This is a genomic window from Nocardioides sp. (assembly GCF_041913365.1).
GTDB lineage: Bacteria > Actinomycetota > Actinomycetes > Propionibacteriales > Nocardioidaceae > Nocardioides.
On sequence record NZ_JAYSFM010000003.1, the window covers coordinates 127,760 to 147,687 of the forward strand.

At 72.6% G+C, this 19,928-nt stretch carries 18 protein-coding genes; 6 read left to right on the forward strand and 12 right to left on the reverse strand.

Annotated elements, in window-relative coordinates; all coding sequences use genetic code 11:
* The first annotated feature begins 179 nt into the window (after positions 1–179).
* The gene (locus tag ACE3QY_RS08930) at positions 180–6,032 is read left to right on the forward strand and encodes a LamG-like jellyroll fold domain-containing protein (RefSeq protein WP_374455660.1); all 5,853 of its coding nucleotides are present in this window, start codon (positions 180–182) and stop codon (positions 6,030–6,032) included.
* 69 nt (positions 6,033–6,101) lie between these two features.
* Here ACE3QY_RS08930 and ACE3QY_RS08935 read toward each other — a convergent pair whose 3' ends face one another.
* On the reverse strand, positions 6,102–6,326 hold the full coding sequence (locus ACE3QY_RS08935; protein WP_374455661.1) for a 4-oxalocrotonate tautomerase family protein: 225 nt from the start codon (positions 6,324–6,326) through the stop codon (positions 6,102–6,104).
* Positions 6,327–6,499: 173 nt separating this feature from the next.
* Between ACE3QY_RS08935 and ACE3QY_RS08940 the strand changes: the two genes are divergently transcribed.
* Positions 6,500–7,096: a YcnI family protein gene (locus tag ACE3QY_RS08940; protein WP_374455662.1), complete on the forward strand. Its 597-nt coding sequence runs from the start codon at positions 6,500–6,502 to the stop codon at positions 7,094–7,096.
* Positions 7,093–8,763, forward strand: a complete 1,671-nt coding sequence (locus ACE3QY_RS08945) for a CopD family protein (RefSeq protein WP_374455663.1) — start codon at positions 7,093–7,095, stop codon at positions 8,761–8,763. Before ACE3QY_RS08940 ends, ACE3QY_RS08945 begins: the two co-directional genes overlap by 4 nt.
* A 6-nt stretch (positions 8,764–8,769) precedes the next feature.
* Here ACE3QY_RS08945 and ACE3QY_RS08950 read toward each other — a convergent pair whose 3' ends face one another.
* Complete coding sequence (locus ACE3QY_RS08950; protein ID WP_374455664.1) at positions 8,770–9,111, reverse strand: DUF2200 domain-containing protein; 342 nt, start codon at positions 9,109–9,111, stop codon at positions 8,770–8,772.
* Between the two features lie 32 nt (positions 9,112–9,143).
* Positions 9,144–9,686, reverse strand: a complete 543-nt coding sequence (locus ACE3QY_RS08955) for a hypothetical protein (RefSeq protein WP_374455665.1) — start codon at positions 9,684–9,686, stop codon at positions 9,144–9,146.
* A 122-nt stretch (positions 9,687–9,808) separates the two neighbouring features.
* On the opposite strand from ACE3QY_RS08955, the gene ACE3QY_RS08960 reads away from it, so the two are divergent.
* Together ACE3QY_RS08960 and ACE3QY_RS08965 are read left to right on the forward strand one after the other, a co-directional pair.
* On the forward strand, positions 9,809–10,108 hold the full coding sequence (locus tag ACE3QY_RS08960; protein ID WP_374456012.1) for a fatty acid desaturase: 300 nt from the start codon (positions 9,809–9,811) through the stop codon (positions 10,106–10,108).
* Positions 10,109–10,164: 56 nt separating this feature from the next.
* A complete protein-coding gene (locus ACE3QY_RS08965; RefSeq protein ID WP_374455666.1) occupies positions 10,165–11,271 on the forward strand; it encodes a YbdK family carboxylate-amine ligase in 1,107 nt (368 codons plus the stop codon).
* 23 nt (positions 11,272–11,294) lie between these two features.
* On the opposite strand, the gene ACE3QY_RS08970 is transcribed toward ACE3QY_RS08965, so the two are convergent.
* The 5 genes from ACE3QY_RS08970 to ACE3QY_RS08990 all read right to left on the reverse strand — a co-directional run bounded on the left by ACE3QY_RS08970 (position 11,295) and on the right by ACE3QY_RS08990 (position 15,917).
* Complete coding sequence (locus ACE3QY_RS08970; RefSeq protein WP_374455667.1) at positions 11,295–11,441, reverse strand: hypothetical protein; 147 nt, start codon at positions 11,439–11,441, stop codon at positions 11,295–11,297.
* Positions 11,438–14,113 (reverse strand): FAD/NAD(P)-binding protein, encoded by a 2,676-nt coding sequence (locus ACE3QY_RS08975; protein WP_374455668.1) that lies wholly within the window; start codon positions 14,111–14,113, stop codon positions 11,438–11,440. The genes ACE3QY_RS08970 and ACE3QY_RS08975 overlap by 4 nt, the downstream gene beginning before the upstream one ends.
* 121 nt (positions 14,114–14,234) lie before the next feature.
* The gene (locus ACE3QY_RS08980; RefSeq protein ID WP_374455669.1) at positions 14,235–14,852 is read right to left on the reverse strand and encodes a DUF305 domain-containing protein; all 618 of its coding nucleotides are present in this window, start codon (positions 14,850–14,852) and stop codon (positions 14,235–14,237) included.
* Positions 14,853–14,920: 68 nt separating this feature from the next.
* Positions 14,921–15,304, reverse strand: coding sequence for a DUF6153 family protein (locus ACE3QY_RS08985; RefSeq protein ID WP_374455670.1), 384 nt, complete (start codon positions 15,302–15,304; stop codon positions 14,921–14,923).
* Between the two features lie 4 nt (positions 15,305–15,308).
* Positions 15,309–15,917, reverse strand: a complete 609-nt coding sequence (locus ACE3QY_RS08990; RefSeq protein ID WP_374455671.1) for a GNAT family N-acetyltransferase — start codon at positions 15,915–15,917, stop codon at positions 15,309–15,311.
* A gap of 52 nt (positions 15,918–15,969) precedes the next feature.
* Here ACE3QY_RS08990 and ACE3QY_RS08995 point away from each other — a divergent pair, with 52 nt between their 5' ends.
* Positions 15,970–16,659, forward strand: coding sequence for an aspartate/glutamate racemase family protein (locus ACE3QY_RS08995; protein ID WP_374455672.1), 690 nt, complete (start codon positions 15,970–15,972; stop codon positions 16,657–16,659).
* On the opposite strand, the gene ACE3QY_RS09000 is transcribed toward ACE3QY_RS08995, so the two are convergent.
* The 4 genes from ACE3QY_RS09000 to ACE3QY_RS09015 all read right to left on the reverse strand — a co-directional run bounded on the left by ACE3QY_RS09000 (position 16,652) and on the right by ACE3QY_RS09015 (position 19,779).
* Positions 16,652–17,506 carry a phosphotransferase family protein gene (locus ACE3QY_RS09000; RefSeq protein WP_374455673.1) on the reverse strand — a complete coding sequence of 285 codons (855 nt, stop codon included), beginning with the start codon at positions 17,504–17,506 and terminating at the stop codon, positions 16,652–16,654. The genes ACE3QY_RS08995 and ACE3QY_RS09000 overlap by 8 nt on opposite strands.
* Positions 17,507–17,636: 130 nt before the next feature.
* A complete protein-coding gene (locus tag ACE3QY_RS09005; RefSeq protein WP_374455674.1) occupies positions 17,637–18,011 on the reverse strand; it encodes a DoxX family protein in 375 nt (124 codons plus the stop codon).
* Between the two features lie 68 nt (positions 18,012–18,079).
* Positions 18,080–19,108, reverse strand: coding sequence for a 1-aminocyclopropane-1-carboxylate deaminase (locus tag ACE3QY_RS09010; protein WP_374455675.1), 1,029 nt, complete (start codon positions 19,106–19,108; stop codon positions 18,080–18,082).
* Positions 19,105–19,779: a GntR family transcriptional regulator gene (locus tag ACE3QY_RS09015; RefSeq protein WP_374455676.1), complete on the reverse strand. Its 675-nt coding sequence runs from the start codon at positions 19,777–19,779 to the stop codon at positions 19,105–19,107. Before ACE3QY_RS09015 ends, ACE3QY_RS09010 begins: the two co-directional genes overlap by 4 nt.
* Between the last annotated feature and the right edge of the window lie 149 nt (positions 19,780–19,928).

Sequence of the window (19,928 nt, forward strand, 5' to 3'; positions counted from 1 at the left end):
CCCAGACCTGTTTTCATGTATCTGAACGAAATCTTCATGGTGTTCACAATTCTGGACAGAGTTCTTGACTCTGTGTGACGGGCGTCATACGTTCAGGCCTGTCTCCACCCGACTCCGTGAGCGCTGACCGCACCCGTCGCCCGCCGAGCTCTGACCCGACGAGCCCTAGGGATACGAAGATGAACCTGCTACGCAGATCCGCACGCGGGCGGCAGTCGAGCCGCCTCCGCCGTGCGTCCCGCCACCTCGTGGCGATCACGGCCGCGGCGGCGGTCGCACTGCCGCTGTCGGCGGTGACCACCGCCGCCCCCGCCTCCGCGGCGCCCGGCGACGACGACGTGCTGCGCGTCCTGCTGTTCTCCAGCGGCGACGGCGTGCACGGCTCCGTGGCCAACACCCGCGCCGCGGTGAAGGAGATGGCCAACTCCCTGGCCGTCCAGTACGGCCTCGACGGACTGACCGACGGCTCGGGCCAGGCGATCGCCGACGTCCAGGACACCACCAGCGCCTCGGCCTTCACGACGGAGAACCTCGCCACCAAGGACCTCCTGGTCTTCGCGCACACCGCGGGCGTGCTCTTCAACACCGACCAGCGGACGGCGCTCGAGTCCTACATCCGCGGTGGCGGCGGCTTCGCCGGCATCCACTACACCGCGTGGTCGCCCGACCAGACGGAGCACGACGTCAACCCCTTCTACCGCCGCCTCGTGGGCGCGGCCTCGACCGGTCACCCCGAGCCGGCCGGCGGCCAGCGCGGCACCGTCGCGGTCAGCGACCCCTCCAGCCCGCTGACGGCGGGTCTCAGCTCGCCCCTCTCCTACACCGACGAGTGGTACGAGTGGGACGTCAACCCGTCGCAGAACGTGCACACGCTGGTCTCGGTCGACGAGTCGTCGTACGCCGCCGGCACCCGGATCGGTGAGGAGGGCACCTCGCACCCGGTCACCTGGTGCCAGGCGATCGACCAGGGTCGTTCGTGGTACTCCTCGCTGGGCCACCACGCCTCGGCCTGGACCGCCGCCGACGACGGTGGCAACGCCAACGACAACCAGGCCGACGACTTCGTGCGCGCCCAGCTGCGCAACGGCATGGCGTACTCCGCCGGGCTGCTGCCCGCGGACTGCTCGCCGCCGGCCAAGGACGAGCAGGGCTCGTGGAGCGGCGTCACGCCGTGGCCGCTGATGCCGATCAACGCCGCCCTCACCTCGGACGGCAAGGTCCAGTCCTTCGGCTCGGTCGGCTCCGGCTGCACCGACGGCAACCCCTACGACTACAGCGGCAACGACTGCGTCACGCAGGGAGGCCAGACGCAGATCGACGTCTGGGACCCGAAGGTGGTGCGCACGGTCGGCAACCTGGTCTCCGGCGTCATCCCCAACGCGACCTACACCGACCTGTTCTGCTCCATGCAGGTCCAGATGCCGCACCGCCGCTCGACGTTCACCGTCGGCGGTGACGACGGCCTCGGTGGCAACGCGCCCAACGACGCCGCCATCGGCGTCACCAGCTACTCGACCGGCAAGGGCCTCAAGAACGAGGCGCCGATGAACTTCCCGCGCTGGTACCCCACGGGCACGACCCTTCCCGACGGCTCCGTCGTCGTCCAGGGCGGCTCGCTCCGCGGCGGCCCCGGCGGCCCCGGTGTGCTCACCCCCGAGGTGTACGACCCCAAGCAGGGCAACTCGTGGAAGCTGCTCACCGGCGCCACCAGCGCCCAGGCCTACGGTGACGGCGCCGGCGCGCCGCAGGACGAGAACCGCTGGTGGTACCCCCGCGCGTTCGTCGCCCCGACCAACGGCAACGTCTTCACCATCACCGGCACCCAGATGTTCGAGCTCGACCCGTCCGGCAACGGCGCGGTCACCATGCGCGGCACGCTGGGCAGCGGCACCGGCAACCAGGGCCCCCTGGGCAACCCGGTCGGCGCGACCTCCACGGCCACGATGTACCGGCCCGGCAAGATCCTGCAGGTCGGTGGCGGCTGGTGGGCCAACGGCGGCGGCCCCGCCGGCGCCCGTGCCGGCTTCACCGTCGACATCTCCGGCGGCACCGCGAGCCCGACGGTCACCGCGACCGACCCGATGAAGTACGGCCGCCACTGGGCGACCTCGACGGTCATGCCCGACGGCAAGGTCCTCGTCACCGGTGGCTCGCGCGACAACAACGGCCAGGCCGGCTACGTCACCAACCCGGAGATCTGGGACCCCGAGGCCCCGAGCGGGTCGCAGTGGACCGAGGTGAAGGTGCCCTACGAGCACGCCCGCCTCTACCACTCGACCGCGCTGCTCCTCCCCGACGGTCGCATCATGATCGGCGGCGGCGGCGCCCCGGGCCCGCACAACTACACCGACGTGGAGTACTACTCCCCGGCGTACCTCTTCGACGGCAACCAGCCGGCGACCCGACCGGTCGTCACCAACGCCCCGAAGAAGGTCGGCTACAACGGCACCTTCACGCTGTCGTCCGACAAGCCGGTCGAGCGCGTCACCCTGGTCCGCAACGGTTCGGTCACCCACGGCTTCAACAACGACCAGAACTTCCAGGACCTCAGCTTCACGCAGAGCGGCGCCACGGTGAGCATCGCCGGTCCGGCGGACGCCAACTACGCCCCGCCCGGTGCCTACATGGTCTTCGTGTGGAGCGACGGCGTCCCGTCCGTGGCCAACATCGTCCAGGTGGACCCGCAGGTGAAGGTCGAGTCGCCGGCTCCGAAGGTCGTCGACCAGTTCGAGTACCCGCGCCTGCCCACGTCGTGGCAGTCCGGCAACTACGACAGCGTCCAGGTGGCGGCGGGCAACAGCCGCATGTCGCCGTGGGTGGTCGCCAAGCAGGTGCAGCTCATCCGCGCCAACGCGGGCGGCATGGGAGCCCTCGGCCTGACCGGCTACCACCTCTCGCTGGGCGCCGACGGTGACCTGACCCGCACCCTCAAGGGACTCGACGTGGGCAAGGAGTACCGCCTGTCGGTGCGCTACGCCCGCGACAACCGGGTGGCCGGCACGGCACCGGGCACCGCGTCCCTGTCGATCGCCGGCCTGGACACCACGCTGTCGGCGGCCACCGACAAGTCGTCCAACTCGGCCTTCGACACCTTCGTCGGGACCTTCACCGCCACCGCGCGGCAGCACGACCTAAGGCTCACCGGCACGGGCGCGGGCCTGGTCCTCGACGACCTGGTCGTCGTGGGCACCGGGCTCGGCGTGGACGACGCCCAGGTGACGTACGCCTTCGAGGAGGGCAGCGGCACCACGGCGGCCAACACCGGCTCCGACACGACCGTCGGCGACGCCGCGCTGGTGGGCACCACCGGCTGGAGCCCCAGCGGGGTCACCGGTGGCGCGCTCGACCTCAAGGGCGGCACCAACGCCAACACGGTCGACCTGCCCGACAACCTGCTCCAGAACGAGGCGGCCTTCACCACGTCGTTCTGGGTCAAGCCCGACACCAAGGGGAACTGGATCAACCTGTTCCACATCGGTGACGGCCTGGGCGACGCAGGCAGCTTCTTCCAGATCCAGATGCAGACCCAGGCTGCCGGCAACACCGGCCTGGCTGCGACGTTCAAGAAGAAGGGCAGCAACCTCCAGGAGCGGATCTACGCCAACCCGACCAAGGACGTCACGGCCGGGCAGTGGAACCACGTCGTGTTCACGCGACAGGGTGCCACGGGCACGCTCTACCTCAACGGTCAGCAGATCGCCCAGCGCACCGACCTGACGCTGACCATGACCGACGTCGGTCCGACGACGAACAACTGGCTGGGTCGCAACGGCTACCCCGACCCGGCGTACGACGGACTGATGGACGACGTCCGCCTGTGGACCACGGCCCTGTCGGCCGCCGACGTCACCGGCCTGTACGCCGACGGCACGGCGCTCAACACCACCACCACGGTGAGCACCTCGCCGGCCTCCCCGTCGGAGTTCGGTGCGCCCATCACGGTGTCGGCCACGGTCAAGGACTCGGCCGACGCCAACCCGACCGGTGTCGCCGAGCTGTGGGTCGACGGCGCCAGCCAGGGTGGCCAGGTCACGGTCACCGACGGCGAGGTCACCTTCCCGGAGATCACGCTCAACCCGCGCGAGCACGACATCGAGGTCCGCTTCGTCGCGGCAGCCGGATGGCGTGACTCGGTCGGCACGGCGAAGCACACGGTCTCCCGGCCCCCGGTGGGCGAGGGCGTCCCGGTGCACTACACCTTCGACGAGGGCACCGGCACCACGTCGGCCAACGTCGGCACCGACCCGTCCATCGGCAACGCCGTGCTCCAGGGCAACGCCGGATGGGTGCCGTCCGCCAAGTACGGCGCCGGCGTGAACCTGCCCGGTGCGGGGCACGTCAACCTGCCGAACGACATCACGGCCGGCATGGACACCGAGGTCACCGTCTCCACCTGGATCCGCCCGACCAACCTGCCGAACTGGACCACCCACGTCCAGATCGGCAAGAGCCAGGCGGAGTTCCTCCTGCTCCAGTCGGAGACGGAGAACGGCACGCGCGGCTTCGCCGTCACGCTCCGCAAGGACAACGGCGAGCAGTTCCGCATCCAGCTGCCCGGCACGACCGACCTGCAGCTCAACCAGTGGACCCACGTCGCGGTCACCCTGGGCCCGTCGCCGACCGGCGGGGGCACCACGGGCAAGATCTACTTCAACGGGCAGCTGATGAGCGGTGGCACCCGGGACAACATCCCGGTCAGCATCGGTGACATCGGTCAGGACGGCACCACCGCCAACTACATCGGCAACGGCAGCTGGAACGACCCGCGTCCCACCGAGCAGCAGGACGACTTCCGGATCTACGGCTACGAGCTCAGCGCAGCCGACGTCCTGGAGCTGTTCGAGGGCGACGTGAACCGGGCGCCGGTCGGTGTGGCCGACTCCTACACGACGACGGAGGGTGAGGCGCTCGTCGTCGAGGCTCCCGGCGTCCTGGCCAACGACACCGACGCCGAGGACGACACCCTCACCGCCACCGGGCTCACCCAGCCGGCCGACGGAGTCGTGACGATGGCCGCCGACGGATCGTTCACCTACACGCCCGACACCGGGTTCGTGGGCACGAACACCTTCACCTACACCGCGTACGACGGCACGACGGCGTCCTCGCCGACGACGGTCACCATCACGGTGGAGGAGAAGGCCAACGCGGCGCCCGAAGCGGTCGCCGACGCCTACGACGCCATCGCGGGGCAGTCGCTCACGCTCGGTGCGCCGGGCGTGCTCGGCAACGACACCGACGGCGACGGGGACACCCTGACCGCGACCGGGCTCACCCAGCCGGTCAACGGGTCGGTCGAGCTCGCGGCGAACGGTTCGTTCACCTACGAGCCCGACGCCGGGTTCACCGGCAAGGACGTGTTCACCTACAAGGCCACCGACGGCACGGCCACCTCGGCTCCCGCCACGGTGACCATCACCGTCAAGCCGGCGGGAGGCTCGGGCGACAACCCGGCCACCTCCGCGGTGGCGGGCGCGTCCGCCCCGTTCACCTACGGCCAGGTCGGCGTGGTCGCGGTCGGGGTCTCCCCGGCGGCGGCGACCGGCAAGGTCGAGCTGGTGAACGGCGGTCAGGTCATCGCCTCGGGCACCCTCTCCTCCGGGCAGGCGCGCCTCGAGCTGGCGGCCAAGGGCCTGCTGCCCGGTGCGCACCAGCTCACCGTGCGCTACCTCGGCGACAACGCCCACAAGGCGTCGTCCTCGCAGGTGCTCGTCACGGTCGAGAAGGTCGTCGCGCGGATGACCGTCAAGGCGCCGAGCACGGTCAAGAAGGGCAAGAAGGTGACCGTCAAGGTCTCCCTCTCCGCTCCTGACGGCGTGCCGGTCACCGGGACCGTCTCGGTCGCGGTGAAGGGCGGCAAGACCGTCACCGGCACGCTCGACGCCGGCAAGGTCGTGATCAAGCTCCCGAAGGCGGTGAAGGGCAAGCTGCGGCTGACCGTCACCTACTCCGGCAGTGACCTGGCCGAGAAGGTGGTCGACACGGCCACCGTCAAGGTGAGCAAGAAGAAGAACAAGAACCGCAAGAGGTAGGCACGACAAAGGCGCGGGCCCGGAGGATCACTCCTCCGGGCCCGCGCCGCTGTGTGTGGCGGGTGCCGCTCAGTCGTCGGCGAGGGCGGCGACCACGCCGGCGCGGCTGTCGTCCTCGCTGGCGAGCACGCCGCCGTTGGCGACGATGTCGGCGGTGATCTCACTGAAGACCATGCGGACGTCCTGGCGGCGGGCGCCGAGGATCTCCACGGCGCTGTCGGCCACGGCCTTGGCGAAGTCCCGACGCTGCTCGAGGGTGCGGCCGCGCAGCAGCTCGACGGTGATGTTGGGCATGGGATGGTTCCCCTTCTGGTTGTTCCTGTGGCCGCTCCGCGCGTTCACACGCAGGACCTCGATTCAGTGACGCGAATCACGGTACGCTCAGTTCACATCCTTGACAACAGTTCGACAGGCTGGTTGTGTGAGCACGGTCACCCCCTCGATCACCCCTCTGGCCGGAGCCCCCCATGGACAGCACCCGCAGCAGGCCGCGCGCCGCGGTGCGCGGAGCCCTCCTGGGAGCGGTGCTCGCGGGGCCGGTGCTGCTCGGAGCCGCGCCGGCGTCGGCCCATGTGACGCTCACGCCGTCGAGCACGGCCGCGGGCACGACGTCCGTGGTGAGGATGCTGGTCCCGCACGGGTGTGAGGGCTCGGCCACCACCGAGGTGGCCGTCCGGGTGCCCGACTCGGTGACCGAGGTAGCCGTGGAGAGCACCGGGCGCTGGCAGGCCGAGGCGGCCGACGGCGCCATCACCTACCGCACCGACGACCCGCTGCCCGACGGCGTCGAGGACTCGGTCCAGTTCACCGTGCGCCTGCCCGACGAGATCGGTGCCACCCTCGTCTTCCCGGTCGTGCAGCGGTGCGCCGGGAGCGAGGCCGCCTGGACCGAGGTGGCCGCCGACGAGGCGAGCCGCGAGGCCCTCGAGATGCCCGCCCCCGTGATCGTGGTGACGGCCGACGCGGGCTCCGAGCGACTGATGACCCTCGGCGCTGCCGGACTCCTCGCCGCCGGCTGCCTCGCGGCCGGGGGCGTCCTGCTGCTGCGCCGCCGGCGCGCATGACGTACGCCGTGCTCCGCCGGTGCGCCGGCTGGCTGCTCCTGCTGCCGCTGACCGCGGTGCTCCTGCTCGGTGCGGCGGCCCCGGCGTCGGCCCACGCGACCCTGATCGGCACCGACCCGGCCGAGGGCGCGGTCCTCGACGCCGCCCCGGAGCGCGTGACCTTCACCTTCAACGAGTCGGTGATCGGGGTGCCGGCGGGCATCCGGGTCTTCGACGCGACGGGGGAGGAGGTCGCCTCGTCCGCGACGGTGAAGGACGCCCGGCTGCTGGTGGACCTCGACGAGGAGGTCGGCGAGGGCACCTTCGTCGTCGTGTGGCGGCTGGTCTCCGCGGACGGCCACCCCATCGGCGGCTCGCTCAGCTTCTCGGTCGGGGAGCCGAGCGACGTCGTGGACGTGCCCTCGACCAGCGCGGACGCCACCACGACGGCGCCGCTCCACCTCAGCGTGGTCCGTTGGATCGGCTACGTCGGCCTGCTCGTCGCCGCCGGGGTGGCGGCCTTCGCGGTGCTCTTCCTCCCGGGCGGGCGGGAGTCCGACGCCTCACGCCGCCGGCTGCAGACCGCGGGCCGGCTCGCCGCGAGTGTCGCCGCCGTGGGCTGGCTGGCCGCGGTGCCGCTGGTCGCGCTCTACCAGCTCGGCCTGCCGGCCTCGGCGCTCGGCGACGGCTCGACCTGGTCCGCGCTGGCGCCCGCGGAGTACGTCGTACCTGCCGCCGTGGTCGCCGGGCTCCTCGTCGCCGTGCTCGCCCTTCCCGCGACGGCTCCCGACCGGGCCCGCGCCGGCCTCGTCCTGGCCGGGTGCGCCGTCGGGCTCGCCGCCCCCGCCTTCACCGGGCACACGCGGGCCACCTCGCCCGAGGTCCTCGTCGTCGCGGTCGACGTGCTGCACCTCGTCGCGGGCGCGGTGTGGCTCGGCGGCCTCGTCGCGGTCGGCCTCGTGCTGGCCGACCTCGCCTCGCGCGACGACTCCGGGGCTCTTGTGCTGAGCCGCTTCTCGACGTGGGCGTCGGCGGTGCTGGCCGCGCTCGTGGTCACCGGCACCTTCAGCGCCTGGCGGATCGCCGGGTCGTGGGGCGCGCTGCTCGACACCGGCTACGGCGGACTGCTGCTGGTCAAGGTGCTCATCGTGCTGGTCGCGATCGCGATCGCGGTGTGGAACCGGTTCTCGCTGCTCCCGCGGCTCCGCGGTGCCACGCGCCGCCGGGACCGCCGCGACGCCGCGGGCGTCCTCGTGCGTACGACGCTCGCCGAGGCCGGCGTGCTCGTCGCCGTGCTGCTGGTCACCGGCTTCCTCGTCGACCGCAGCCCCGAGGTCGCGGTGGCCGTCGAGTCGCCCGGAGCCGGTGCCGGCAGCGCGGAGCAGTCCGTCGAGCTCGACGACCTGTCCGCCCTGGTCACCCTCGAGCCGGCCGCGGTCGGGCCCGCCACGGTCACGATCGCGCTGGCCGACGAAGCAGGACGGCCCGCCGAGGGATTCGAGGCGCCCCGGCTGAGCCTCTCGACGAAGGGAGTCGACCTCGGGGCGGTCTCCCTGACCAACCTCGGGCCCGGCACCTACTCCGGCGACGTGGTCATCCCGACCGTGGGGGAGTGGGAGGTGCAGGTCTCGCTGCGCACCACCGAGTTCGACAACCCGGTCAGGACCGTCACCTTCGACGTCGGCTGACCCAGGTCAGCCGCGCAGCACCTTCTCCATCGGACGGCCCTTGGCGAGCTCGTCGACCAGCTTGTCGAGGTAGCGGATCCGGCGCATGAGCGGGTCCTCGACCTCCTGCACCTTCACGCCGCACACCGACCCGGTGATCTGGTCGGAGTGCGGGTTGAGCGTCGCGTCGGCGAAGAAGTCCTCGAAGGTCGTCTCCTGCTCGAGGTGCGACCTCAGCGCGGCTTCGTCGAAGCCGGTCAGCCACTCGATGACCTCGTCGAGCTCCGACCTGGTCCGCCCCTTGCGCTCCACCTTGGCGACGTAGTGCGGGTAGACCGAGGCCACGCTCGTGGTGAAGATCCGGTGCATGCGCCCGAGGATAGGCGGGGGCGCCGACGGCGTCAGCCGTTGTCGGTGTCGTCCCCGACCACCCCGGACACCTCGGCCACCTCGGCCACCTCGGTCTCGCTGAGACCGAGCGCCGGGGCGAGCACGGCGGCCTGCTTCGAGGGCGCCTTCTTCGCGGACGCCTTCTTCGCCGCCGCCTGCTTGGCCGGCGTCTTCTTCGCAGCGCGCTTGCGCGCCGGTGGGGTGGGAGCCGGGACGTCGTCGACGGCGGCGTCGAGGTCCTCGACCCCGGCGGGGAGCGACGGGGTCGGTGCCGACTTCAGGGGCACCTCGCTGGCCGGGACCTTCTTAGCCGGGGTCTTGCTCGCCGGGGGCGTCACCGGGGCGGGCGGGACGGTGACCGACGAATAGGTCTGCGACGGGTGTCGCGGAGTGGGACCACCGGCGCGCTCGACGGCCCAGCCGACCACGCGGGCCGTCGTACGCACGCCCACCTTGGCGGCGCCCAGGGTCAGGCCGACCGTCCGACCGGCTACGGATCCAGCGGTGTGGACCGGGCGGGTGACGACACGGGCGGCCCTGCTGACGGCGTTCACGGTGAGCTCCTGTTCGACGGGGGCGGTGGAGACCGGACCAGTACCCAGGTTCCGGCGAGTCCAGACCGTGGCCCACGTTACGGCCGCGTCGCCACAGCTCCAGGGGTGGGGCGGTCGACGACCTGGACGAGGACGAGACGCGGGGCCGGTGGTACCTCCGCCAGATGCTCGGCTCGGCTGACGTCTCCGGGCCGTGGCTCCTGCACGTGCTGTGCGGCAACCTCTCCCACCAGATCGAGCACCACGTCTTCCCCGACCTGCCGAGCAACCGCTACCGCGAGATCGCCGGGCCGGTCCGCGAGGTCTTCGAGGACCACGGCCTGACCTACCACAGCGCGCCGCTCCTGAAGCAGGTGGCGAGCGCCTGGCACACGGTGGTGCGGATGTCCGTGCCGCCACGACGCGCGCGACGCATGGCCTGATCGTCCGCGGGGCACCACAGGGCATGACGGGGCTTCCCACAGGGGTGCGGCGCGCGATGGAGCACGGGCAGGTGCCGCCGTTCGTGCCCGGTGGCGACCTCACCGTCGGCGTCGAGGAGGAGCTGATGCTCGTCGACGGCGCGGGAGCAATGCTGGGGCTCGAAGCCGTGCCGCTGGTGGACGGGCTGCGTGAGGCCGGCTCGCCCGCGGGCGTGGTGACCGGTGAGGTGTACGCGGACCAGGTCGAGCTCAACACGCCCGTGTGCCGGTCGGCCGAGGACGTCAGGGCCTCGCTCCGGCAGCTGCGCACGGCGGTCGTGGCCGGTGGCGCGCGGCCGATGGCTGTCGGCGTCCACCCGACAGCACCCTTCGGCGGGGCGGTGCTCGTGTCCTCGCCGCGCTACGACCGGATCCTCGACGAGTACGCCGGTCTCCTCCGCACGCCCACCGCCGCCCTCCAGGTGCACGTCGGCTTCCCCGACGAGCGCACCCTGATGCGCGGCTACCGCGGGCTGCGCCACCACCTGCCGCTGCTCCGCGCCCTCGCTGCCGGGTCGCCGTACTGGCACGGGATCGACTCGGGCCAGGCCACGGCGCGGGCGGCGATCATCCGCTCCTACCCGCGCACCACCCTGCCGCCCCTGCTGCGGTCGTGGGACGACTACGTCGCCCGCACCGAGGCGATGACCGCGGCCGCGGAGGCGCCCGACCACACCTACGTCTGGTGGGAGATGCGGCCGCGGCCGCTGCTGGGCACCCTCGAGGTGCGGGTCATGGACGCCGTGCCCTCGCTCGCGGCCGCCGCCGGACTGGCGGCGCTGGTGCAGGGCATCGCCCGGCGAGCCGTGGAGTCACCCGACCCGCTCGACCTCAGCGACGACGTGCTGGCGGTCAACGACCAGCGGGTCGTACGTCACGGGCTGGAGACCCGGGTGGTCGACGTCGACCAGGGCCTGCGCCCCCTGCGCGAGGTGGCCTCCCGCGTCCTCGCCGAGTCCCGTGCCGTGCTGGCCCCGGACGGCCTCGCGGCACCTCTCGACGCCGTCGAGGCCCTGCTGGGCGCCGAGCCCGAGCCGGACCGCCAACGTCGCCTGGTCGACACCGGGGGAGTGCCGACGCTCCTCGACGACCTCGTCGCGCGGACCGTCGACCTGGCCGGCTGAGATGGCCGGGGCGACGGTGAACCTCAGTCGTGGGTGGCGGGCTCGCGCAGGAGCCACCAGCCCGCGATCCACGCCGCGGCGCCGGCGACGAGCTCGACGTGCAGCTCGGTGATCGCGAGGGCGATCAGGGAGGTCACCGCGACCGAGCTGAAGCCGTCGAGCGCGTTCACCGCGACACCGGCTCCGAGGTCGTGCTGGGGTCCGTGGCCACCACGCTCGCCCGACGGCGGGCGTCGAGCGCGGAGGAGCGGCGGGAGAGGCGCTGGTCGAGCACCGCGGCGGCCTCGGCGTTGCGCCCGGCCATCGCGAGCGCGTGGACCAGCGTGTCCTCGACCACCTCGCGCTGGGCCTTGCTGCCGCCGAGCGGATCCATCGTCGCGACCACCTGGGTCAGCGTGGCCGAGGCGGCGTTCCACCGCTCCTCGACGACGGCGACGAGCCCGGTGCACAGCGGCGAGACGACGTCGCGGAAGACGCGGTCCTCGCTGCGCGAGGCGTGCTCGGCGAGCTGCGTGAGGGCGCCTGCATCGCCGTCGGCAGCCAGCAGGACCGCGCCGTGCATCGCCGCGAACGCGGTGGGCGGGGCGGTGAGCCACTCCTTCGGCGCGGCCGCGCGTACGTCACCGACCGGGAGGTCGTCGGTCCAGGCGCCGGTGACCCGGCCGCGCCACAGCAGCGCGCCGCTGTCGACGACCACCCGGCTGCCGCTGACGACGGACGGCGCGAGCTCGCGCTCGTAGCGACGGCGGACGGCCTCGACGTCGTCCTGCATCAGCTCGTGCAGGGCGGCGTGCCAGGAGAAGTGCGAGCGGTGGTTGGCCTCGGGGCCGCGGCTGCGGATCCACTCGTCCAGCCAGGCCAGGCCGGCGGTGTGCTGGCCGGTCTCGTAGAAGACGTGCGCGCGGGCGTGGACGGCGTGCCCGGAGGCCGGCTCGACCGAGAGGGCGTAGGCGGACAGGTCCCCGGCCTCGCCCCACCGCTCCTGGTCCTGGCGGACGAACGCGAGCTGGCCGGCGTACCACCAGTCGTCGCCGTAGGAGCGGCCCAGCGACTCGACGAGCTCGGCGGTCTGGGTGCCGCTGGTGAGGCCGCCGAAGGCGACGGTGGGCACGGCCACGCTCACCGCGAGGGCGTCGCGGGGGAACAGGCGTACGTGGCGCAGCAGGGCCGCGGCGCCGGTGGCCTCGTCGGTGCGCAGGCGCGTGGTCACGGCGTCGAGGAACGACGACTCGCGGTCGTCGAGGTGCCGGTCGGACGCGGCGCGGTGCGCGGCGCGCAGCGACGCCTGCCAGTGCGTGTTGGTGCCCCACTCGTGGCCGAGCAGCGCCAGCGCGGCGTGGGCCTGGACGAAGCCCTCGTCGGCGGCCACCGCCTCGACCAGCCCCTCCTCGACACCGTCCTGGAGGCGCAGCAGCCGGCCGAGCGCGGCGTTGTAGCGCTCGGCGGCGTCCTGGCTGGTCGACAGCGTGAGGCCGTAGGGGTCGACCGGGCGACGGCGGGACTCGCCGTGCATCGAGCGACTGACGATCCGGGCGACGTCGTAGGCCTGCTCGCGGATCTCGGGCATCGCGGTCGACTCCCAGAGGTTTCCCCGCCGCAAGGAGCCGACCGCGAGGAACGGGAGCGCCTCGGGGAGCGTGCCGACGATGCGGCCGTCGTCGGCGGTGTCGATGCCCAGCCCGGCGGGTCCGGGGCGGACCAGGCCGGTCTGGGCGAGGCGGGTGAGCAGCGGGTCGGCGGCGATGGAGCCCACCGGCCCGGTGCAGTTGACCACCGCGGCGACGCGGAGGGTGGTGCCGTCGTCCAGGGTGACGCGGAGCGCGCTGGTGTCGGCCTGGGCGGAGGCGATGGTGCCGCGGTGGCGCTCGAGGCGGCCCTCGGCGGCGATCGCGTGGAAGCGCCGGGCGGTGGCCGGCGCCATCCGGTGGCGGCGCACGTCCCACGACCGGGCGTCCCGGGCGAGGAAGCTGCGCTTGTCGGCCTCCGAGAGACCGCGCCAGAGCTGGGCGGTCACCGGCCGCAGGCCGTCGATCGCGGCCCGCCAGTCGCCGGTCGCCTCGACCGTCTCCTCGACGTGCGCAGCCAGCGTGGCACGCAGCGTGTCGAGGTCCTGCGTGCGCGTGATGCCCGGCGGCGGCGGGACCGGGGGCGTCGTCGGCAGCACGTGGGGGTGGGGCACGGCGTCCGTGCGCGAGACGACGTGGATGGTGCGGTCGGGGCGGTCGGCGCTGATCGCGAGGTCGACCATCGTCAGTCCCGAGCCGAGCATCAGCACGTCGCCGACCTCGGGGATCCCCTGCGTCCACGGATCGGCGACGAGCCGCTCGTCGCGGGCGAGCTCGGCCGGTGCCCAGCCGGTGCCCGGCTGGCTGCTCGTCGCGAGCACGACGGCGCGCGCCTCGATCGAGTCGCCGTCGGAGAGGTCGACCACGAAGCCGTCGCCGGACCCGCTGATGTCGACGACCTCCGCGCGACGGCGTACGAGCCGGGCGTTGCCGGGGAACTCGGTCGCGGTCGTCAGCAGGCTCTCGATGTAGCGCCCGAACACCGCGCGCGGAGCGAAGTCGTGCGGCTGGAACTTCGGGTCGTGGTGGTTGCGCAGCCAGCGCAGGAAGTGCTCGGGGTCGCGCGGGAAGGCGCTCATGCCCGAGGCGGGGACGTTGAGGAGGTGGCGGTCGTCGGTCGTGGAGTACGCCTGGCCGCGACCGGTCGTGGGGGCCGGGTCGACGAGCTCGACCCGGAAGCGGGAGGACAGCGCCGTGACCAGGTGGGTCGCGACCAGCGTGCCCCCGGCGCCCGCTCCGACCACCACGACCCGACAGTCGCCCTCGTTCGTCCGCATCGCGCCACCTCTCATTAATGCAGTGAATTACTGGACTAAAGGTAGCAAGGTGAGCACGAGGACCACGACTCGGCAGCGGCGTGGCGCGGCGCCCACCTCGGGGCGTCGCGCCACGCGGTGCTCAGCCGGCGGCCATCTCCTTCATGTGCTCGATCTCGGCCGTCTGGCTCTCCTCGATCGACTCGGCGAGGGCGACGGCGTCCGGGAACGCGCCGTCAGCCTGCTCGACACGTGCCATGTCGATCGCTCCCTCGTGGTGCTCGACCATCATGTCCAGCCACATGGACTCGAAGGCGCTGCCCTCGGCGTCCTCGAGCGCGGCCAGGTCGTCGGGGTCCATGCCCATGCCACCCTCCATGCCGTCCATGTCGTGGCTGTTGGCGTGGTCGCGGGAGGTCTCGGGGACCTCCTCGCCCCAGGCGGTCAACCAGTCGACCATGGTCTCGATCTCGGGAGCCTGTGCGGCGCGGACGGCCTCGGTCAGCTCGACCATCTCGGGCGAGAGGTCGCGCCCCTGCGTCATGTCGACCATGACGAGGGCATCGGCGTGGTGCGGGATCATCTCGGTGGCGAACTCGACGTCGGCGGCGTTGTAGACGTCGCCGTTGGCGGCAGTCTGACGGGCAGCCGGCTCGTCGGACTCGTCGCCGCCCCCGCAGGCCGTGAGGGCGGGGGCCAGGGTGGTGAGAAGCGCGGCGGCGGTGGCGCGGCGCGCGCGGGCATGCGTTGGTGCGGACATGGGTGTCTCCTTGTCGCTGTCCGTGCTGAAGGTGGTCGGTGGTGCCGGACGTGCCGGCAGGACCGTCCTCAGCAGCGCAGGACCGACAGGGCGTGGAGGTCGGGTGGCGCGGGGCCGCTGCGCACGCCGACGGCGTACGACGACGTGGTGGCGGCGTGCGGCACCAGGCCGAGCAGGCCGGAGCGCGGTCGGCCGTGCCGGAGCAGGAGCAGGAGCGCCGACGTGGCGAGGACGACCAGGCACAGCCCGAGCACCGACTGCTCGTGGCCGGGCTCTCCGTGCCCGACGCTGCCGGTGGTCGCGGCGGTGGCATCGACTGGGGTGTGTCCCTGGGTGGCGTGCGTGCGGCTCATCGAGGTCGACGCCGGCTCGTGCGCGCCGGCGTGGCTGGCCAGCCCGTGCATGGCGAAGATCGCGAGCACCGCGGCCGCCGCCCACCAGGTCCGGATCACGGCCTCAGCCTAGGTCGGACCTGCGCATGACCACGCGGGGGAAGCCGGCCGAGGTCGCCCCGGTGGTGGACGCGAGCTCGAAGCCGGCGTCCTCGAAGAGCTTGCGGGTGCCGACGTAGGCCATGGTCAGGTCGACCTTCTCGCCGCGGTTGTCGACGGGATAGCCCTCGACGACCGGCGCGCCCCGCTGGGCGGCGTAGGACACCGCGCCGTCGAGCAGCACGTGCGAGATGCCGCGCCCGCGGTGCCCGGGGCGCACCCGGATGCACCACACCGACCAGGCCGGCTGGTCGTCGACGTGGGGGATCTTCGTGGAGCGGGCGAAGGGGAGGTCGGCCCGCGGTGCCACGGCCGCCCAGCCGACGACCTCGTCGCCGTCGTAGGCCAGCACGCCGGGCTTGGTGCGCTTGCGGGTCAGCGCCTCGACGTAGGCACCTCGCTCGGGGCCGGCGAGGGCCCGGTTGTCCTTGGCGGGGATGCGGTGGCTCAGGCACCAGCACACGCTCGAGGTCGGGTTCTTCGGGCCGACCATCGTGCGGACGTCGTCGAAGCGCGCGTGCGTCGCGGGGAAGACCCGGAGGCCGTCGGACTCCGCCAGAGGCTTGGTGGCCATGGCTCGCACGCTAGACCCGGTCACCGACACCCTGCCGTGTTCAATGGCGCACATGAGGAAGATCGGCCTGCTGGGCGGGATGAGCTGGGAGAGCACCGCGCTCTACTACCGGCTGCTCAACGAGGACGTCCGCGACCGCCTCGGCGGCTTCCACTCCGCCCGGATCGTGATGGCCTCGGTCGACTTCGCCGACATCGAGGCGATGCAGGTCGCCGGCGACTGGGACGCGGCCGGCGCGCTGCTGGCCGAGGAGGCCCGCGCGCTGGAGGCGGCCGGCGCCGAGTGCGTCGTGCTGTGCACCAACACCATGCACAGGGTGGCCGATGCGATCGAGGCGGCCGTCGGGATCCCGCTGATCCACCTGGCCGACGTCACCGCCGACGCCGTGCGGGGCGCCGGGGTCGCCACCGTCGCGCTGCTGGGCACGCGCTTCACCATGGAGCAGCCGTTCTACGCCGACCGGCTGCGCTCGCACGGCCTCGACGTCCTCGTGCCCGAGGGCGACGACCTCGCGCTCGTCCACGACGTGATCTACGACGAGCTCGTCCTCGGCGTGGTGCGCGAGGAGTCGCGGGCGGCGTACGTCGACGTGGTGCGGCGCCTCGTCGAGCGGGGCGCCGGGGGAGTGGTGCTCGGCTGCACCGAGATCGAGCTGCTCATCGGGCCCGGCGACGTCGAGGTCCCGGTGTTTGCGACCACCGCGCTGCACGCGCGGGCCGCGGTCGACTTCGCGCTCAGCTGAGCCGGATCGCCAGGTCGAGCCACCGGTCGAGCCGGGCGTGCTGGTCGGGGTCCCGGAACAGCGGCGGCTTGCCGGGCGGCGGCAGGTAGCCGACGGCGTCCATCACCATCCAGTACGAGTTGAACCCCTCGGGGGCCACCGCCTGGTACGCGTCCATGAAGTTCTTGCCGCGCTCGTAGCCGACCGTCACCGCCAGGGTCGACGCGGCGTGCACGGCGTCGAGCCAGGCAGGCCCGGTGGACGTCTCCACCCAGTCGACGACGCCGCTGATCGCGCCGTCGAGCCACAGCAGGTTGCGGTGGCCGAAGTCGCGGTGCAGGAAGGTCGGCTCGTAGGCAGGCGCAGGCCCCGCGAGCACCTCGAAGGCCCGACGCCACGAGCCCGGGTGCCGGGTCCAGGACGGGACGACCCACTTCGCCTCCCATGCCCACGACTGGTAGGTGCGGAACGGCTCGGCCGGTCGCAGCGCATGGATGGTCGCGAGCAGGCCGGCCATCGCGGGAAGGCCGTCGTCGTCGATGTCCGAGCGGGCCTCGCCCGGCAGCCGCGACATCAGGTGCGCGGCCACCCCGCAGGCCGTGCCGTCGGCGTCGAGGGCGAGACTCGTCGGAGCCGGAACGTCAGTACCCGCCAGGAACGTCTGGGCCTGGTGCTCGCGGGTGGTGAGCTCCGCGCCGTGGGTGCGCCACGGCTCGTTGGTCATCAGCCGCAGCACCGCCTCGCTGCTCGACTCGGTGCGCAGGGCGAGCATCCGTGACGTCAGCCCGCCCTCGAGCCGCTCGTGCGAGACGACCGGCGAGCCCAGTGCCGAGCCCGCCCACGCGAGGGCGCCGTCGAGGTCGATCACCCGCCGAGGCTAGCGATCCGCGACGCGAGGAGGCGCAGAGCTGCACACGTGTCCTGGATGTCGCCCCGCGGACCTGGTCCTGAGGGCAACATCCCGGACACGTGTCAATGGACGGGCCCTCGGCAACCGCTCAGAAGGCGTGGGGGCCGAAGCGACCCCACGCGACGAACGCGGCGAGCAGGAGCAGCATCGCGTTCACCACGATCATCTGGGTCTCCTTGCGGCGCGCGTGCGTCGCGGCGGCCAGCGCCATGACGACCACCAGGCCCGTCGCAGCCAGGGGAGTGAGGACCTCGGCCACGCCCACGAGCGGGGGCAGCACGAGCCCGATCGCGGCCAGCAGCTCCATCGTGCCGATGAGCTTGATGACCTCCGGGGAGAAGTCCTCCGCCCACGCCATGCCCTTCTCCATGAGGGCTTCCTTGGGCTGGGTGAGCTTGGCGAAGCCGGCGAAGGCGAAGGCAGCGGCCAGCAGGATCGCGACGATCCAGAGCACGACGTTCATGGTGTCTCCCGGGGAGTGCGCCGAATGATTGCTTGCTCAACAACCATCGGACGCCCGTGCTTCCCGCCTCAGCCCTGCGCCGGCCAGAGGGAGTGGTAGGCGTTGATCGCCGGCTGCCCGCCGAGGTGGGCGTAGAGCACGTGCGAGTCGCGGGGGATCTCGCTGTCCTTGACGAGGTCGATGAGCCCGGCGAGCGACTTCCCCTCGTACACCGGGTCGGTGATCATTGCCTCGAGCTGCGCCCCCAGCGCCATCGCCTGCATCGTCGAGTCGACCGGGATGCCGTAGAGGTCGCCGGCCCAGCCCTCGAGCACGGTGACCTCGTCGTCGCGCAGGTCCCGACCGAGCTCGATCAGCTCGGCGGTGTGCCGGGCGATCCGGCCGACCTGGTCGCGGGTCTTCTCCAGGGTCGCGCTCGCGTCGATGCCGATCACGCGACGGCGTACGCCCGTGAGGTCTTCCAGCGCAGCGAACCCGGCGATCATGCCGGCGTGCGTCGAGCCGGTGACGGTGCACACGATGATCGTGTCGAAGGTGACCCCCAGCGCGCGCTCCTGCTCGGCGACCTCGAAGGCCCAGTTGGCGAAGCCCAGGCCGCCCAGGCGGTGCTCGCTCGCACCGGCCGGGATCGCGTACGGCGTGCCGCCGGCCTCCTCGACCTCGCGGATCGCGTCCCTCCACGAGTCCCTGATGCCGATGTCGAAGCCGTGCGGGTCCAGGCGCGAGTCGGCGCCCATCATCCGGCTCAGCAGGATGTTGCCGACCTGGGTGTTGGTCGGGTCGTCCCAGGGCACCCACTTCTCCTGCACCAGGCGGCACTTCAGGCCGAGGTGCGCGGCGACGGCGGCGACCTGGCGGGTGTGGTTGGACTGGTAGCCGCCGATCGAGACGAGCGTGTCGGCGCCGCTCGCGAGCACGTCGGGGACGATGTACTCCAGCTTGCGGACCTTGTTGCCGCCGAAGGCCAGGCCGCTGCTGACGTCCTCGCGCTTGGCCCAGACCGTCGCCCCGCCGAGGTGCTGGGTGAGCCGCTTCAGCTCGTGGACGGGGGAGGGTCCGAAGGTCAGCGGGTGCCGGGGGAACTGGTCGAGGATCACGGGATCTCCTGGGGGTCGGTGTCGGGGATGAGGTCGGCGAGGTTCTGCCAGGTCCGGTACGCCACCTCGGCCGCGGCCTCGACGTCACCGGACGCGCACGTCTCGACGAGGCGCTCGTGCAGGGCGACCGACTCGGAGCCGGCGAGCGAGGCGAAGCGCCGCCGCTCGAGGCGGCGCACGACCGGGCTGAACTGGTCGAGCACGGTCGCGAGCGCCCGGTTGCCCGAGACCTCGACGGCGACGGCATGGAAGTCGTCGTCGGCGGCCAGGGCGGCGTCGGTGTCGTGCGCGTCGAGGGCCGCGGCGAAGCGGGCGTTGGCCGCACGCATCGTGTCGAGGTGGGCGGGCGTGAGCCGGGCGACGGCCTCGACCACCGCGAGGCGGTGCATCGAGACGACCACGGCGTGGGCCTGGCGGACCTCCGCAAGGTCGATCTCCGCGACGACAGTCGACCGGCCGGGGGCAGCCCGGACCAGCCCGGACTCGCCGAGGCGGAGCAGCGCCTCGCGCACCGGCGTACGACTCACGCCGAGCCACGTTGCGAGCTCGGTGTCCCGGACCACCTCGCCCGGCGCCAGCGTGCCGTCGACGATGGCGTCACGCAGCCGGTCGTGGACGGTGTCGCGCAGCAGCGAGGTGCGGATGGGAGCGTGGTCCACCGGGATCGGCATGCAATATATTGCACATCGCGGGGTGACTCCCGTCAAGCGGTAGTCCAGTGGGCGGGGGTTGGGCCGGCGGGGGCCCCCCCCCCCCCCACCCCAACACAGCACAACCCCCCCGCCGCGCGGGGCGCAACCCCCCGGGGGTGGTGTGTTCT